The sequence below is a fragment of the Arthrobacter sp. B055-34 genome, assembly GCF_059090425.1.
In genome coordinates, this window is the sequence record NZ_JBNHFQ010000003.1 from 367,777 (window position 1) to 383,230 (window position 15,454).

13 protein-coding genes and 1 riboswitch are annotated in these 15,454 nt (G+C 67.0%); of the genes, 11 read left to right on the plus strand and 2 right to left on the minus strand.

Annotated features, from left to right (window positions below; all coding sequences use genetic code 11):
* Positions 1-128: 128 nt before the first annotated feature.
* From AC5RWO_RS07660 to glsA, 3 genes are all read left to right on the plus strand, one after another.
* Entirely contained in the window at positions 129-932 is an 804-nt protein-coding gene (locus tag AC5RWO_RS07660) for a creatininase (RefSeq protein WP_498730652.1), read from the plus strand.
* On the plus strand, positions 913-2,568 hold the full coding sequence (locus AC5RWO_RS07665) for a BCCT family transporter (protein WP_498730654.1): 1,656 nt from the start codon (positions 913-915) through the stop codon (positions 2,566-2,568). Before AC5RWO_RS07660 ends, AC5RWO_RS07665 begins: the two co-directional genes overlap by 20 nt.
* Before the next feature lie 181 nt (positions 2,569-2,749).
* A complete protein-coding gene (glsA, locus tag AC5RWO_RS07670) occupies positions 2,750-4,564 on the plus strand; it encodes a glutaminase A (RefSeq protein WP_498730656.1) in 1,815 nt (604 codons plus the stop codon).
* A gap of 6 nt (positions 4,565-4,570) precedes the next feature.
* On the opposite strand, the gene AC5RWO_RS07675 is transcribed toward glsA, so the two are convergent.
* Entirely contained in the window at positions 4,571-5,131 is a 561-nt protein-coding gene (locus AC5RWO_RS07675) for a TetR/AcrR family transcriptional regulator C-terminal domain-containing protein (protein WP_498730658.1), read from the minus strand.
* A 250-nt stretch (positions 5,132-5,381) separates the two neighbouring features.
* On the opposite strand from AC5RWO_RS07675, the gene AC5RWO_RS07680 reads away from it, so the two are divergent.
* From AC5RWO_RS07680 to bioD, 7 genes are all read left to right on the plus strand, one after another.
* Positions 5,382-7,184 carry an L-lactate permease gene (locus AC5RWO_RS07680; protein ID WP_498730659.1) on the plus strand — a complete coding sequence of 601 codons (1,803 nt, stop codon included), beginning with the start codon at positions 5,382-5,384 and terminating at the stop codon, positions 7,182-7,184.
* 74 nt (positions 7,185-7,258) lie between these two features.
* Entirely contained in the window at positions 7,259-7,984 is a 726-nt protein-coding gene (locus AC5RWO_RS07685) for a FadR/GntR family transcriptional regulator (RefSeq protein ID WP_498730661.1), read from the plus strand.
* Between the two features lie 134 nt (positions 7,985-8,118).
* The gene (gene bioB, locus AC5RWO_RS07690; RefSeq protein ID WP_498730663.1) at positions 8,119-9,258 is read left to right on the plus strand and encodes a biotin synthase BioB; all 1,140 of its coding nucleotides are present in this window, start codon (positions 8,119-8,121) and stop codon (positions 9,256-9,258) included.
* On the plus strand, positions 9,251-10,675 hold the full coding sequence (locus tag AC5RWO_RS07695) for an adenosylmethionine--8-amino-7-oxononanoate transaminase (RefSeq protein ID WP_498730665.1): 1,425 nt from the start codon (positions 9,251-9,253) through the stop codon (positions 10,673-10,675). Before bioB ends, AC5RWO_RS07695 begins: the two co-directional genes overlap by 8 nt.
* 8 nt (positions 10,676-10,683) lie before the next feature.
* Complete coding sequence (locus tag AC5RWO_RS07700; RefSeq protein ID WP_498730667.1) at positions 10,684-11,859, plus strand: aminotransferase class I/II-fold pyridoxal phosphate-dependent enzyme; 1,176 nt, start codon at positions 10,684-10,686, stop codon at positions 11,857-11,859.
* Entirely contained in the window at positions 11,856-12,974 is a 1,119-nt protein-coding gene (locus AC5RWO_RS07705) for a cytochrome P450 family protein (RefSeq protein ID WP_498730669.1), read from the plus strand. Before AC5RWO_RS07700 ends, AC5RWO_RS07705 begins: the two co-directional genes overlap by 4 nt.
* Positions 12,971-13,753 (plus strand): dethiobiotin synthase, encoded by a 783-nt coding sequence (gene bioD, locus AC5RWO_RS07710; protein ID WP_498730670.1) that lies wholly within the window; start codon positions 12,971-12,973, stop codon positions 13,751-13,753. The genes AC5RWO_RS07705 and bioD overlap by 4 nt, the downstream gene beginning before the upstream one ends.
* A 15-nt stretch (positions 13,754-13,768) precedes the next feature.
* Here the strand turns inward: bioD and AC5RWO_RS07715 are convergent, their stop codons facing one another.
* Positions 13,769-14,125, minus strand: a complete 357-nt coding sequence (locus AC5RWO_RS07715) for a hypothetical protein (protein ID WP_498730915.1) — start codon at positions 14,123-14,125, stop codon at positions 13,769-13,771.
* A 233-nt stretch (positions 14,126-14,358) separates the two neighbouring features.
* Positions 14,359-14,534, plus strand: a riboswitch (cyclic di-AMP (ydaO/yuaA leader).
* A gap of 4 nt (positions 14,535-14,538) precedes the next feature.
* Between AC5RWO_RS07715 and AC5RWO_RS07720 the strand changes: the two genes are divergently transcribed.
* The gene (locus tag AC5RWO_RS07720) at positions 14,539-15,426 is read left to right on the plus strand and encodes a C40 family peptidase (RefSeq protein ID WP_498730671.1); all 888 of its coding nucleotides are present in this window, start codon (positions 14,539-14,541) and stop codon (positions 15,424-15,426) included.
* Positions 15,427-15,454 lie beyond the last annotated feature (28 nt).

Below are 15,454 nucleotides of genomic sequence, written 5' to 3' on the forward strand. Positions count from 1 at the left end.
CCGGACCGGCACCGCCTCTTCGCACCCAGATCCTCGCCCCGTAAACGTGGCTGCCCGCGTGTATTCCACGCGGGCAGCGACGTTTAGGGGGCGGGCATCCTGTCAGCTTGCAACGAATCGGAGAGACGATGCGCAACAGTGTTTACATGGAGGAGCTGGACTCCTTCACCTACCGCGAAAAGATTTCGGACGGCAAGGCGGCCGTCCTCGTCCCTGTCGGCTCCATCGAACAGCATGGACCGCACATGCCGCTCAACGTGGATGTCCTGCTCTCCCGCGCCATGGCAGGCAGTGTAGCCGAAGCCGTTGGCGGACTGGTCGCTGCGCCCATCACCTATGGCTACAAGTCCCAGCAGCGTTCCGGCGGCGGAAACCACATCCCCGGGACCACCAGCCTCGATGCGTCCACCGTCATTTCCATTGCCCGGACGCTGACCCTCGAATTTGCCCGGCACGGCGTGCGGAAAATCGCTTTCATCAACGGCCATTTCGAGAACTACCAGTTCTTGTATGAAGGTGTTGACCTGGCCGTCACTGAACTGCAGCGGGCCGGGATCAACGATGTGAAGGTCATGCTGCTGTCCTACTGGGACTTCGTCGACGAAGCAACCATTGCAGAGCTGTACCCCGACGGTTTCACCGGCTGGGATCTGGAACACGGCGGCGTCCTCGAAACATCACTCATGCTTCACCTATACCCGGAGAAGGTTGAGATGGACAAGGTCGAAGATCTGCCGCCGGCGGTCCTGCCGAATTACGACGTTCTGCCGGTTCGTCCCGAGCTGACGCCGGCGTCGGGATGCCTGTCCTCCGCCGCCCAAGCCACCGCAAACAAGGGCGAAATCCTGCTCAAGCGTGCAAGCGTCGCTATGTCGGCCGCCCTCGATGCCGAGTTCCAGGATGTGATCGACAATGACGTTGAGCAAAAATGAGACAAGGCCCGCAGCACCGGTGGAATACCGCGCTGATCTGAACCCGCCAGAGCCTCGGGAAGATAAGAAGCGGCGCGTCGACGACGTTGTCATCAAGACCGCCGCCATCGTCCTGGTAGTTTCGATTCTCACGTTCGCCGTGGCCGTTCCGGATGCGACCGCTACCGCCATCGGTGCGGCACGGACCTTTGTCACCGAATACTTCACGTGGTTCTTCGTCGCTTTCTCCGCGCTGGCGCTGGGCGTCTGCGGGTGGCTGGCGTTCGGCCGGTTCCGCCACATCCGCCTCGGCGGGCCGGATGCCAAGCCCGAATACGGCAAGTTCGCCTGGTACTCCATGCTCTTCGCTTGCGGTCAAGGCATTGGACTGATCTTCTGGTCCGTCGCCGAACCGATCATGCTCAAGGACGAGAACCCGCTGTTCCCTGCCGGTTCCGCCAGCCCGGTGGACGGGGCGATGGCCTGGTCCTACTTCCACTGGGGCCTGACGGCCTGGGCGATGTACTGCATCGTAGCCATTTGCCTGGCTTACTCGCACCACAACCTGGGCAAGAAGCTCACGTTCCGCGACGCCGTCGTCGATATCTTCCCGCGCAAGTCCCGCCGCGGCGCCGGCATGGTTATCGAGTTGCTCGCGATCCTCGCCACGGTGCTCGGCCTCTCTACCTCGTTTGGTTTTGCCACGCTGCAGTTCACCTCCGGCATCAGCGCCATCACCGGCATTCATGCCAGCGCCCCGCTGTGGATTGCGATCATCGTGGCATTAGGGGTCCTCACGGCAGGGTCGGTATTCTTCGGCATCAGCAAGGGCATGAAGCGGATCAGCGAGATCAATTCTGTGCTGAGCATCGTGCTCCTGGTCGCCGTGTTCGCGTTCGGTCCGATCATCTACCTGGCGTCCACCTTGTCGCAGACCTTCGGCGCCTTCTTCCAGAATTTCCTGGCGATGAGCCTCTGGACGGATTCCGGCGTCGCGGCCGAAGGCATCGGTTCCTGGCAGGACAGCTGGAACGGCTGGTGGACGGTCTTCATCTGGTGCTGGGTCATCGCGTTCTCCCCCTTTGTGGGAGCCTTCATCGCCCGCATCTCGCGGGGCCGGACCATCAGGGAATTCGTCCTGGGCGTCACAGTTGTTCCGTCCCTGATCGTGATGATCTGGATCGGCATCATCGGCGGCGCCGCGCTGTACTACGACAACGGGACCAATGGGTCCATCGCGGCTGCGGTTGCCGAAGACACCTCGCAGGGGCTGTTCGTGATGCTCGAGTACATCCCCGTTGTCGGCACCATCCTGCTGGTCATGGCGACCATCCTCGTGGCAACGTACTACATCACCTCGCTGGATTCGGGCGTGCATGCCCTGGCAGAGTTCGTTTCCTCGGGGCGGACGCCGAGCAAGCTCTTCCGGGTGGTCCTGGTGGCGAGCATTGTGGCCATCACCGTGGCGCTGCTGACCCTGGGCGGCACCTCCGTGATCGATACCGTCCAAACCGGCACGATCATCGGCGCGTTCCCCTTCGCCTTCGTCATCATCATCATGGTGGTCAACTTCGTGAAGCGGCTACGAAACCGCGAAAGCGCACAGGTTGAGGCAGCAGCGGCGGAGCAACCAATCGAGGAGCAGTTAACCAAATAGCAGTGCCGGCAGCTTGACCGGCCAACACTGACACCAGGAGGGGCTGCCGCGGCAGCCCCTCCTGTCTGCGGTCGCCGGAGCCAAGGCAGTTGACGAGGCGCGACCACCGGCGCACCGTGCTGAACCTGGACGGCGAGGTGGCGATATCGGGGAACAGCGGCCGGGCACATAGGCTGGCGGTATGGACTCCCCTATCCAGCGCTACCTGACGCACATCCACGAGGAGATCGCGCGCATTAAGGACGGCGAACCCGCCAGCTACATTCCGGCGCTGGCGGATGTGGATCCGGACAACTACGGCATCTGCCTGGCCACGGTGGACGGCTACGTCTACGAAGTCGGCGATACGCGCGAAGAGTTCACCATCCAGTCCATCTCCAAGCCGTTCACGTACGGGCTGGCGCTGTCGGACCGCGGCATGTCGGCGGTGGACGAGAAAATCGACGTCGAACCCTCCGGCGATGCCTACAACGAGATTTCCCTGGCCGAGGGCAGCGGCCGGCCCTCCAACGCGATGATCAACGCCGGGGCGCTGGCGGCGACGTCGTTAGTTAAAAGCGCCGGACCGTACTCGCGTTCCCGCCGGATCCTGAACATGTTCTCCGACTTCGCCGGGCGCGACCTGGCCGTCAGCGAGCGCGTGTACAAATCGGAGCTGGCGCACGGGCACCGGAACAAGGCACTGGCCTACCTGCTGCGCTCGTTCAACATCATCGAAACCGACCCGGACCCGGTGGTGGAGGACTACTTCCGGCAATGCTCGGTGCTGGTGAACTGCCGCGATCTGTCCATCATGGCGGCCACGCTGGCGAACAGCGGCACCAACCCGCTGACCGGCGAGGACCTGCTGGAGATCGGCGAGGTGGAGCGCGTGCTGTCGGTCATGACCACCTGCGGGATGTACGACGATGCCGGGGCGTGGATGAGCTCGGTGGGTATGCCGGCCAAGTCCGGGGTGGCCGGCGGCATCCTGGCCGTGCTGCCGGGCCAGGTGGGTCTGGCGGTGTACTCGCCGCCGCTGGACGCGCACGGCACCAGCGTGCGCGGCATCGAAACCTGCCAGCGGCTCTCGGACGACATGGAACTGCACTTTGTCCGGGCCGGGCGCACCGGCAAGTCCGCCATCCGCGCCGGCTACGACATCACGGACTCCCCCTCCGGCATCCGCCGCACCGACGAGGCCGCGGATGTACTGCGCGAGCACGGCCACCGCGCCATGGTCATCGAGCTGAACGGGGACCTGCTCTTTGCCGGCTCCGAATCCGTGGTGCGCGAACTCAGCGCGTTGAGCGACGACGTCGAACACGTCATTCTGGACCTGCGCCGCGTGGACGAGGTGGCCGCCGTGGCACTGCGCATGCTCGCCGACGTCCGCGAACAGCTCACGGCTGCCGGGCGCCAACTGGTGCTGATCGACGGCGAAGGCACGCTGGCGGCGTCGTTTATGGAGGTCGACGGCGAAGTCCCGACCTTCACCACCCGCAGCGCTGCGGTGGAGTGGTCCGAAAACCAGCTCATCGCCCGGTACGGCGGCGACCTTGAGCTCCCGGATGCGGTGCGGCCGTCGGACAGCCCCGCCCTCAGCTCCCTCAGCGAGGACGATGCTGCGGCGCTCGAGCAGCGAATGGAACCCAAAACGTACGACGACGGCGACGTTATCCGCCGCGTTGGGCAGCGGTTCGGCGGCGTGTTCTTCATTGTCTCGGGCAAGATCACCACGTCCGTGCCCGGGCCGAACGGAACGCGGGTCAAACTCAGCACCCTCTCCGCGGGCATGACCTTCGGCGAACTGGCCCTGGGCAGCGAGAACCGGCAGGAAACCACGGTCAAGGCCGTGGGCCCCGTGGAGCTGATGGTGCTCAGCGCCGACAAAATCCTCGCGCTCGAAGAGGACGATGCGCGGCTGGCCCTGGAGCTGTGGAAGGCGCTGACCCGCGATGCCTACATCCGGGTGGACCAGTACCTGCGCGAAACCGCCGTCCGCATCCGGGACTGACTGCTCCTAGCGGGCGCGCAGTCCGGCCAGGACCGCATCCACGCCGAAGAGGAAGGCCTCGTCGTCGTTATCCTGGCGTACGTTTTCCGGCAGCAATCCGGCTGCGGCCAGCTCGGCGTGGGTCTGCTCCTCCGCCACGGCGCCAAGAATGAAATGGGTCAGCGTGCGTGCGCCCCAGCGCGTCTGCTGCTCGGTCATATCGGCGTCTTGCAGAAGCGTGCGCAGGGTGGCGATCGCCGGAAGCGCCTCCGGGTTCAGCGCATGTGCCAGCGACACCACGTCGGCACCGTCCCGAACGGCCAGCAGCGCGGCGCGGATGTCCGCGGCCAGCCGGCGAACGGGATCGCCGTCCACCGCTGCGAGGTCAACCGCCTCCGCGTCCACCTGCGCCAAAATCTGTTCGGCCAGCACGCCCAGCAGGTCCTGCTTGTTCTTCACGTGCCAATACAGCGCCCCGGGCTGGACACCCAGATCACGCGCCAGCCGGCGCATGGACAGATCGCCCAGGCCGTAATTGCGCAGGATGTCCATGGCTGCATCCACAATCTGCCGCCTGGTGAGGCTCATCCGTTCCTCCTGATCCATACGCCGAGGTCAAAACACAGTCCTGTTCCATCATGCCGTAACGGCCGCTGACCGGTGCGCACCGCTGCCCCGTTACTGTCATTGCCCATGATTCCCGTCCAACGTCGCAGGTCACAGCCCTTTTTCGTGACACCCCTCACAAAAGTCACCAAAATGCGCTATCGTTGCGTGGTCAGACCATAGTGGTCCGACCACCGCCCCGGTTCCGCCCCGACCATGCGAAGGAAAACCTGTGGAGACATTTACCCCCACCACTGATTCACTAGCCGGCAGCGTCGCGCTTTCGGCCGTAGTCTCGCTGCTACCGCTGCTGACCTTCTTCGTGCTGCTCGCCGTCGTCAAGACGAAGTCGCACGTGGCCGGGCTGGTGTCCCTGCTCGTGGCACTGCTGGTCGCCATTCTGGCCTTCCAGATGCCCGCCGGTCTGGCCCTGATGTCCGGTGGGCTCGGAGCGGTCTTCGGCGCGTTCCCCGTCGTCTGGATCGTCGTGATGGCCGTGTGGCTGTACCAAGTTACGGTCATCAGCGGCCGCTTCGAAGACCTGCGGCGGGTCTTCGATGTGATCGGCCGCGGCGACGTCAGGCTGCAGTCCATCCTCATCGCTTTCTGCTTCGGTGGCCTGCTCGAGGCGCTCGCCGGGTTCGGGGCGCCCGTCGCGATTACCGCCACGATGCTGCTCGCGCTGGGCATGGCTCCGCTGCGTGCCGCCGCCGCCGTGCTGGTCGCCAACACCGCCCCGGTCGCCTTCGGTGCGGTGGCGATCCCGATCACCACCGCCGCGGGACTGACCGGGCTGGACGCCGACCACATCGGCGCCGTAGTCGGCCGGCAGGCCCCGCTGCTGGCGTTCGTCGTTCCCCTGATCCTGTTGCTGATCCTAGACGGAAAGCGGGGGCTCAAGGACTGCTGGCCCGCCGCCTTGGTCATCGGCTCCTCGTTCGGCATTGCACAGTTCCTTTGCTCGAACTACTTCTCCTACGAACTCACCGATGTGGTGGCCGCACTGGTCGCCATGGGTGCCGCCGTGGCGTTCCTCCGGGTCTGGGAACCGCGCGGCAGGACGGCTGCCCGTGAACGCATCTGCGCCGAGGTTCCGGTCGGCGCGAGTAGCGTGCCGGTCGCTGGTAGCGGTGTGCCGGCCGCTGGTAGCGGTGTGCCGGCCGCTGGCCACGCCGTGCAGGGTGGCGGTTCCGGCGTACAGAGTGGCGGGTCCGGCGCCACCGGGACAGACACTGCCGCGGAACGGCTGACCCCGGTCCGTACCTGGCTCGCGCTCTTTCCGTACTTCCTCGTTATCGTGGTCTTCGGTATAGCCAAACTGTGGACCTTCGGCATGGACGTCCCGGGATGGCTGGCCTCCACTGACATCGCCGTGCCGTGGCCGCTGCTGTACGGGAACATCGTCGACGCCGCCGGCGAACCGGTGTCTTCCACAATCTACAAGTTCACCTGGCTGTCCAACCCGGGCACGCTGCTGCTCATTGCCGGCCTGCTTGTCGCCGTCGTCTATTCACGTTTCGACGGCGCCGGCCGCTACCCGCTCCGGGTGGGAACGGCGCTGGCCGAAATCCCGCGCACAATCCACCGCATGCGCTGGGCCGGTTTGACCATCCTCACCGTGCTCGCCCTGGCCTACGTGATGAACCTGTCCGGGCAGACTGTATCCATCGGCACCTGGCTGGCGGGCACCGGGGCGTTCTTCGCTTTCCTCTCTCCGATGCTGGGCTGGATCGGCACCGCCGTCACCGGTTCCGACACCTCGGCCAATGCCCTGTTCGCCAAGCTGCAGCAGACCGCCGGGCTGAAGGCGGGGATTGACCCCAACCTGCTCGTGGCCGCCAACACTTCCGGTGGTGTGGTCGGCAAGCTGATCAGTCCCCAGAACCTGGCCATTGCCGCCACCGCAGTCCGGCTCGACGGGCAGGAGTCCCTCATCCTGCGCAAGGTCGTTGGCTGGAGCGTGGGCATGTTGCTGGTGCTCTGCATCGTCGTCTACCTGCAGTCGACACCGGTCCTGGGCTGGATGCTGCCTTAGGGCGCCGAGTCCACCGGCGGCCGGGCATGCCTCGCAAGGCGTGCCCGGCCGCGTGCGCATGCGAAGATAAAGCCGTGACCAGCAAGATAGCTAAACCTGCACCGCGCGCCTATGAGGCGGTGCTCCAAAGTATCGAGGCGGAGCTGCACTCCGGGGCGCTCAAGCTCGGCGATCAGCTGCCCGGCGAACGGACGCTGGCCGAAAAACACGGGCTGTCCCGGGCCTCCGTACGCGACGCCATCCGCATCCTGGACGTGCTCGGGGTGGTGCGTACTTCCACCGGCTCCGGCCCCAATGCAGGCGCGGTCATCGTGTCCCAGCCCGCCTCCGGGCTGGCCGCCGCACTGCGGTTGCATGTGGCAACCCGCCAGTTGACTGTCGGCGAGATCGTGCAGACACGCATCCTGCTCGAGACCGGGGCCGCCGAGGCCGCTACCATCGATCCGGAGAACGAGGCGACCCGGGCCAAGCTTGACGAAGCCGCGGAACTGCTGGAGTTGATGGACAACCCGAAGCTCGCCCGAGCGGACTTCCATGCGCTCGATGCCCGCTTCCATGTGCTGCTTTCCTCGCTCGCCGGCAATGCGGTCATCGAGGCGATGATGGAGTCGCTGCGCCTGTCCATCAGTGACTACGTTGCGGAGTCGATCCGTAGCGACGAGGCGTGGGAACCTGTCGCCGATATACTGCGCACCCAACATCACGGCATCTTGGCTGCGGTGTCGGCAGGCGAGGGCAAGCGGGCCTCACAGCTGCTCCGCGAGCACATCGAATGGTTCTACGCCGAAACCCAGCGCTGAGACCCTGCCCGCCGGTAGGGGGGGCAAGGCCCAAGGGATCCGCGGCTCGTGGACGCACGCCAAGCGGCACGTCATAATCCTGAACACTGTTCAATACTGTTGACACAGCTTCCGCGTCTCAACACACTTGAACGGTGTTCAATTACTTTCAAGACCTGGCCGATCGGCAACTGGCCGGCGGCACCCTGACCCGCGAGGAAGCCCTCGCCGTCCTGCACGCCCCCGACGAGCAACTCCTCGACGTGGTGGCCGCCGCGGGCCGGCTGCGCCGCGCGCACTTCGCCAACACCGTCAAGGTCAACTATCTGGTGAACCTCAAATCGGGCCTGTGTCCCGAAGACTGCACCTACTGTTCCCAGCGGCTCGGTTCCGCCGCCCAGATCCTCAAGTACACCTGGCTCAAACCCGAGGAAGCCGTGCAGCAGGCCGCCACCGGCATCCGCGCCGGCGCCTCCCGCGTCTGCCTCGTGGCCAGCGGCAAGGGCCCCACCGACCGGGATGTCGACCGCGTGGCTTCCATGGTGGAGGGACTCAAGGACGAGCACCCGCAGGTGGAGGTCTGCGCCTGCCTCGGCATCCTCAAGGACGGCCAGGCCTCCAAGCTCAAGGACGCCGGCGTCGACGCCTACAACCACAACCTCAACACCAGCGAGTCCAACTACGCCGACATCTGCACCACGCACGAATACGCCGACCGCGTGCGCACTGTTGAGCATGCCAAGGACGCTGGCCTCTCCCCCTGCTCGGGCCTGATCGTGGGCATGGGCGAGACCGACGATGAGCTGATCGACGCGGTCTTCGCCTTACGCGAGCTGGACAGCGACTCGATCCCGGTCAACTTCCTGATGCCGTTCGAGGGCACGCCTCTGGAAGGCACCTGGCTGCTGACGCCGGCCCACTGCCTGCGCATCCTCGCGATGATCCGCTTCGCCTGCCCCGCCACCGAACTGCGCATGGCCGGTGGCCGCGAGATGCACCTTCGTTCGCTGCAGCCGCTGGCCCTGCAGGTCGCCAACTCGCTGTTCCTGGGCGACTACCTTACGAGCGAGGGCCAGGAGGCCAAGGCGGATCTGGACATGATCGCGGACAACGGCTTCGTGGTCCTGGGCGCCGGCCCGGATTCTTCGCTCGGGTCCATCGGGTCCGCTGTGTCGGCTGCGTCCGCCGTCTCCAGCAACCTGCAGGCAAACAACGACGGCGGCGCCCCGGCTTCCGCAGGCCAGGTCACCATCCGCCGCCGCGGCGCCGGTACGGAACTCGCCCCCAATGTCTGAGACTGTCCTCGCGCCCGCGGCCCCGTCGCCTGCGAGCCCGACGGAAATTCCGGCCAGAACACCCGCAGATGCCCGCACTCTGGACAAGACAGCCTCCGCTGCGCCATCGCTCATCGCCCGCGACCGCGGACTGCTCTGGCATCCCTATGCCCCGTTGGACGGGCCGGATCCCTACGCCGTTACCGGAGCGTCGGGGGTCCGGCTCCGGCTTCAGCCTGCGGACGGCGAGCGCTTCGAGGCGGTGGACGCGATGAGTTCCTGGTGGTCCATGATCCACGGCTACCGGCACCCGGTGCTGGACGAGGCGGTCCGCCGGCAGACGGAGCAGTTCAGCCATGTCATGTTCGGCGGCCTCACCCACGAACCGGCTGTCCGGCTCGCCGAGCAGCTGGTGGAGCTGGCGCCGGATCCGCTGGAGCACGTGTTTTTCGCGGACTCCGGCTCTGTTTCGGTGGAGGTGGCCCTGAAGCTGGCTGTGCAGTACCAAGCAGCCGTGGGCCGGCCCGGCCGCCAGCAGTTCCTGGCCCTGCGCGGCGGCTACCACGGCGACACGTTCGCGGCGATGAGCGTGTGCGATCCGGTGGACGGCATGCACGCAGCGTTCCCCGGCCTCGTCGCGCAGCAGCATTTCCTGCCGCGTCCGCCCGCGGCGCGGCTGAACAACGACGGCGAACTGGTCGCCGATGCGTCCGAGGTATCCGGCTGGATCGCCCAACTGGAAGAGACTGCGGCGCGGCATGCCGGCGGGCTGGCCGGCATCATCGTGGAGCCGGTGCTGCAGGGCGCCGGCGGCATGTACAGCTACGCCCCTGAATGCCTGCAGGCGCTGCGCCGGGTGGCGGACGAGTACGGACTGTTGCTGATTTTCGACGAAATCGCCACCGGCTTCGGCCGCACGGGCCGGCTTTTCGCGTCCGAGTGGGCCGGTGTCGTGCCGGACGTGATGTGCGTGGGCAAGGCACTGACCGGCGGCTACCTGACCCTCGCCGCGCTGCTCTGCTCCGGCGAGGTGGCTGCCGCCATCACGGCCTCAAAGTTCCGCGCGCTGCTGCACGGTCCCACTTTCATGGCCAACCCGCTGGCCTGTGCGGTGGCCACGGCATCCCTGGAACTGCTGGACTCCGCGGACTGGCGGAAGCAGGTGCAGCAGATCCAGCAAGGATTGTCCGCCGCACTGGCACCGGCTGCCGGCTTGGCTTCCGTCTGCGATATACGTGTGCTTGGCGCCGTCGGGGTGGTCCAGCTGGACCGGCCGGTGGACATTCCCGCCATCACCCGCGCCGCACTGGAGCACGGTGTGTGGGTGCGGCCCTTCCGCGACCTGATCTACACCATGCCGCCCTACATCTCCTCGGCGCAGGATATCGCCACCATCGGCGCCGGGATCACCGCCGCCGTCGCCCGGGTCCACGGCTGATGGGCGCCATGCAGCAGTGGCTCACGGACAAGGCCCACGTGCGCACCCGGCGCGGCACGGTGCGGAGCACAACCGCCCGAAACATTACCGAGCGCAACTCGGCCGCCAGGGGCTCGGGCGTTCATGACGCCCTGCTGGACCTGGCCTCCAACGATTATCTGGGCCTGTCCACCGATCCCCGGCTCAAGGCCGCCGCCATCGACGCTATTGCGCTCTACGGCACTGGAGCCCGCGCTTCCCGGGTGGTCACCGGCACGCAGCCGGTGCACGCGGAGCTCGAAGAACAACTCTGCAGGCTGACCGGCCAGCCCGCTGCCCTGGCGTTCTCCAGCGGCTACACGGCGAACCTCGGCATCCTCACCGCGCTCGGCGGCCCCGGCACACTGATCGTCCGGGATGAACACTGCCACGCCTCGCTGATCGACGGCGCCCGGCTCTCCCGCTCGCCCGTGGAGGTGTTTGCCCATGGCGATCTCGCCGCGCTGGACGGGTTGCTGGCAGGCCGAAGCCAGCCGCGCGCCGTCGTCGTTGTTGAATCGGTCTACTCGGTGCTCGGCGACGCCAGTGATCTGACGGAAACCGCGCGCATCTGCGCCAGACACGACGCTCTGCTGGTGGTGGACGAGGCGCACGGAATCGGCGTCGCCGGCGGTGGACGGGGGGCCGTCCACGCGGCCGGACTGGCGGGCGCGGAGCATGTGGTGCTCACGGTGACCTTGTCCAAGGCGCTCGGGGCCCAAGGCGGCGCGGTACTCGGTCCGGCCGCCCTGCGCACGCACCTGGTCAACACTGCCCGCAGCTTCATTTTCGATACCGGGCTGGCCCCGGCCGCAGCCGCCGCGGCGGCTGAAGCCTGCCGGATCATAGCCGCCGCGCCTTCGCTGGCGCAGGCCGTGCTCGGCAATGCGGCCATCATTGCGCAGGTCTGCGGAATCGAGCAGGCCGCCGGCGCCGTGCAGTCCGTTCCCGTGGGCCGGCCGGAAGACGCCGCCCAACTCGCCGTCCGACTCGAGGATGCCGGGGTCCTGATCGGATGCTTCCGGCCGCCGAGCGTGCCGGACGGCATCTCGCGGCTGCGGCTGACGGCCCGCGCGGATCTGGCGCCGGAACAGGTGCGGCAGGCCGCCGGGCTGGTCGCCGGCATGGTGGCCGGAATGGACGCTTCAAGGGTGGCAGCGCGATGAGCTTCCACGTGGTTTCGAATCCGGCGGAGGTGCGCGAGGTGATGCGCCGGACCGAGGATTTCCTGCCGACGAACGCGCTGACCTCCGTGGTGCCCCTGGCCCCGGCCGCCCTGCGCATCCTCAGCCGCGCCCGCTTTGCCCTGCCGCCGGTGCTGGCGTCGGCCACCGGCGCCAAGCACCGCCACGTCCGCAAACTGGTGGCGGGTTTTTTCACCCCCGCGAAAGTGGCTGCTATCGGGCCGCAGGTGCGGGAGCTGACCCGGGTACGCACCGCTGCGACCGCCGAGCTGCTGCATCAGGGGCCGGTAGATCTGGCCGACGCGGTGGCCAAGCACATTCCGCCGATCATCATGGCGGAGCTGACCGGCATCCCATGCCCTGACCTGGACATCCTCAAGCGCTGGAGCCGGGACTCGCTCGAGCTGTTCTGGGGCTGGCCAACTGAAGACCGCCAGCCGGTCCTGGCGGAGAGCGCCGCGGAATTCTACGGTTGGCTGCGCGGCGAAGTAGCCGCCAGCCGCGGCAACGCGTCACTCTTCGGCGTGCTCGACGCCGCCGGGCTCACGCCGTCGGAAATCTGCTCGCTGGGCTATTTCCTGGTCATCGCGGGGCAGGAAACCACCGCGCAGCTGATCGGGACGTCCTTCTACCGCGCCTTGCAGGAACCGGGACGCTGGCAGCAGCTCGCGGCCGGCACCAAGGCAGGGGCCGGAGCCGAGACCGGGAACGGAGTCGCCCCTGCGGCTACCACCGGAGCCGCGTCCTTCGTGCGGCAGGTGCTGGCCACCGAATCCTCCGTGCATACCTGGCGGCGGGCCGTCCCCCGCGATACGCGACTGGGCGGCACCGAGCTCCCCGCCGGCGCGGAAATCCTGCTCGAGCTCAGCGGCAACCATCCCCCGGACACCGCCGGAACCGCCTATTCGCTGGCGTTCGGGCACGGCCTGCACCGCTGCCTGGGCGCCAAACTGGCCGAGCTCGAAACCGTGCTGGTGCTTGAGGAGACGGCTCGGGCACTGCCGGCGGTAAGGCTCACCGGGCCGGAGCCGGACTGGTTGCGCCTGCTGTCCTTCCAAACCCCGCTCACCGTAACGGTGGAACAGGAGGATCAGTGACCGAGGATCCCGCCCTGCGCAGCCTGGCCGGTCCGGCCAGTCCCTCCGAACTGCCGCGGGTCATCTTCGTCACCGGCACCGACACCGGGGTCGGCAAGACGATAACGACGGCGGCGCTCGCCACCGCTTTACCGGGCACCGTTTCGGTCTACAAGCCGGCACAGACCGGGGTTGCCGACCGTGAACCGGGCGACGCGGACGAAGTGCGCCGGCTCTCCGGCGTGGCTGGTGTCTCCGAGGGCATCCGGCTGCTCGAGCCGATGGCCCCGGTGGCGGCTGCCGCGCGGCAAGACGCGGCATTGCCTCCCCTAGCGGACCATGTCCGGCACATCGAGAAGCTCGCTGCGGGATCGGACCATGTCCTGGTGGAAGGCGCCGGCGGGCTCCTGGTGGAACTCGATAGCGAAGGCAGGACCCTCGCAGACCTCGCGGCCCGGGTGGAGAACTCCGGCTTCGGCAGTGCCAGTGACAGCGGTGCCGCCAGCCGCAGCTCCGGCGGCTGCAGTGCCGGCGTCGTCGTTGTCTGCCGCAGCGGACTGGGCACGCTGAACCACACCCTGCTTACGCTCGAGGCCATTATGGCCCGCAACCTCACGGCCGCCGGACTGGTCATCGGCTCCTGGCCGGCGGAACCTAACGCGGTGGAAGAGGACAACCTGCGGTACCTGCAGAATCTGGACGTGCCGTTCCTCGGCGCCATCCCGCAGGACGCTGCCGCGCTTCACCCGGCCGGGTTCAAGGCCGGCGCCCGGGAGTGGCTCCGGCTGCGCCAGCACTAGGAGCCGGCGTTGGCGCTAGCTGCTGGCGTTGGCGCAGGCGTCCTGCAGGGCGTTCACAGACTCGGCCGGCACCCGGTCTCCGGACTGCGCAATGTCACCCATCGGCGTCGTAATTTCGGCTGGCACACCGGCCTGTTCAGCGGCATCGACGAGGCCGGAAAGCAGTTGCTTCTCCCCTGCGCTGATCGTGCCGTCCGCCACAGGTTTGCAGACCTGCTGCAGCACTTCATCGACGGCAGCCGATGTGATTCCTGACACAGCATCAGACGCGGCCTGGCTGGCCGCATCCTTGGCGCCCGAAACGGCATCATTGGCCGCATCGGTGGCGGCCTGTTCAACTTGGCCGCACCCCGTGATGAGCAGGGCAAACATTACAAACACGAGGGCAAAGCTTCGACGGATCATCCGGCAAGATTACTACGGAACGGCACCACCACCCGAACGCAATCCACCGGCCGTCCACTAGCACTGAACCACCCCGAAACCTGCCATTCGCGGCGTGTCCGTTTTGCGGAGTTATCAATCCGTTATGTAGGGTGGCAACCACGTCGGCGCTTCCTGGGCCGGCCCCCTCGGAATGGCTTTGCCTAACTCTGCCACCGTTCCGAGTCCGTTCGCTAGACAGACGGCAGAGGCGGGGGACCCACGTTTACCGGGCTCCCTCCAGAGCCCTTGGGGTTAAGCCGCAGTTCACCACGGAGCGATTTTCCGAGGTGGAACGCGGCCGGGTGACTCCCATCCGAACCCGACAGCTTACCTCGCAGGCATTGGGAGAGGCTACAACCTTGTTCAAGAACAATTCCGCACGCCATCGTGCCACCGCGGTCCACAGCAACCCGTTCAGCGGAGTTTCGAAGGCCGTATCGTCCCACGCAGGTACCGTTGGCCGCAGTGCCGCAGTTGTCACCGCTGCCGGTGGCCTGATGCTCGGCGCCGGCCTGCCTGCCAACGCAGCAGCAGACGTATCCTCCAGCGACTTCGCCGCATCGGCCCAGGCTGAGACTGTTGCCGCTCCGGCCGCAGCTCCGGCACCCGCGCCGGCCTCCTCGGAGGACGCTGCAACCCACACCGTCAAGGCCGGCGACACCCTCGGCAACATTGCCGCGCAGCACGGCATCGAGCTGAACGACGTCTTCGCCGCCAACGGCCTCGGCTGGGAATCGGTCATCTACCCGGGCGACGTCATCCAGCTCGCCGGCGCCGCACAGGCTCCGGCCGACGACCACGCTGCGCATGCTGCTCCGGCCGAGGCACCGGCGACCCAGGCCGCGCCGCAGGAAGAAGACTTCACCGTTGCCGCTGCAAGCGCCAACATCGAGCCCGCTTCCGTCAGCACGGCCAGCACCTCGGGCATCGTCGCCACCGCCAAGTCCATGGTCGGCACCCCGTACGTCTGGGGCGGCACCTCCACCAGCGGCTGGGACTGCTCCGGCTTCGTGCAGTGGGTCTACGCCCAGCACGGCATCGACCTGCCCCGCGTCACCACCGCACAGGCCGGCGCACTGACCCCGACCAGCAACCCGAAGCCGGGCGACCTGGTTCTCCAGAACGGTGGAAGCCACATCGGCATCTACCTCGGCGACGGCCAGATGATCAGCGCCCTGAACCCGGGCGAGGGCACCAAGGTGCACCCCACCAGCTGGATGCCCGTAGACGGCTACTTCACCAAGTAAGCCCTGCGGCCGCACAGCGGCACAGTAT

What these genes read in the sequence shown, in the direction of transcription:
- AC5RWO_RS07660 (WP_498730652.1), top strand. Translation starts at nt 129, where the DNA reads ATGCGCAACAGTGTTTACATGGAGGAGCTGGACTCCTTCACCTACCGC.
- AC5RWO_RS07665 (WP_498730654.1), top strand. Translation starts at nt 913, where the DNA reads ATGACGTTGAGCAAAAATGAGACAAGGCCCGCAGCACCGGTGGAATAC.
- glsA (WP_498730656.1), top strand. Translation starts at nt 2,750, where the DNA reads ATGGACTCCCCTATCCAGCGCTACCTGACGCACATCCACGAGGAGATC.
- AC5RWO_RS07675 (WP_498730658.1), bottom strand. Translation starts at nt 5,131, where the DNA reads ATGAGCCTCACCAGGCGGCAGATTGTGGATGCAGCCATGGACATCCTG.
- AC5RWO_RS07695 (WP_498730665.1), top strand. Translation starts at nt 9,251, where the DNA reads ATGTCTGAGACTGTCCTCGCGCCCGCGGCCCCGTCGCCTGCGAGCCCG.
- AC5RWO_RS07700 (WP_498730667.1), top strand. Translation starts at nt 10,684, where the DNA reads ATGCAGCAGTGGCTCACGGACAAGGCCCACGTGCGCACCCGGCGCGGC.
- AC5RWO_RS07705 (WP_498730669.1), top strand. Translation starts at nt 11,856, where the DNA reads ATGAGCTTCCACGTGGTTTCGAATCCGGCGGAGGTGCGCGAGGTGATG.
- AC5RWO_RS07715 (WP_498730915.1), bottom strand. Translation starts at nt 14,125, where the DNA reads ATGTTTGCCCTGCTCATCACGGGGTGCGGCCAAGTTGAACAGGCCGCC.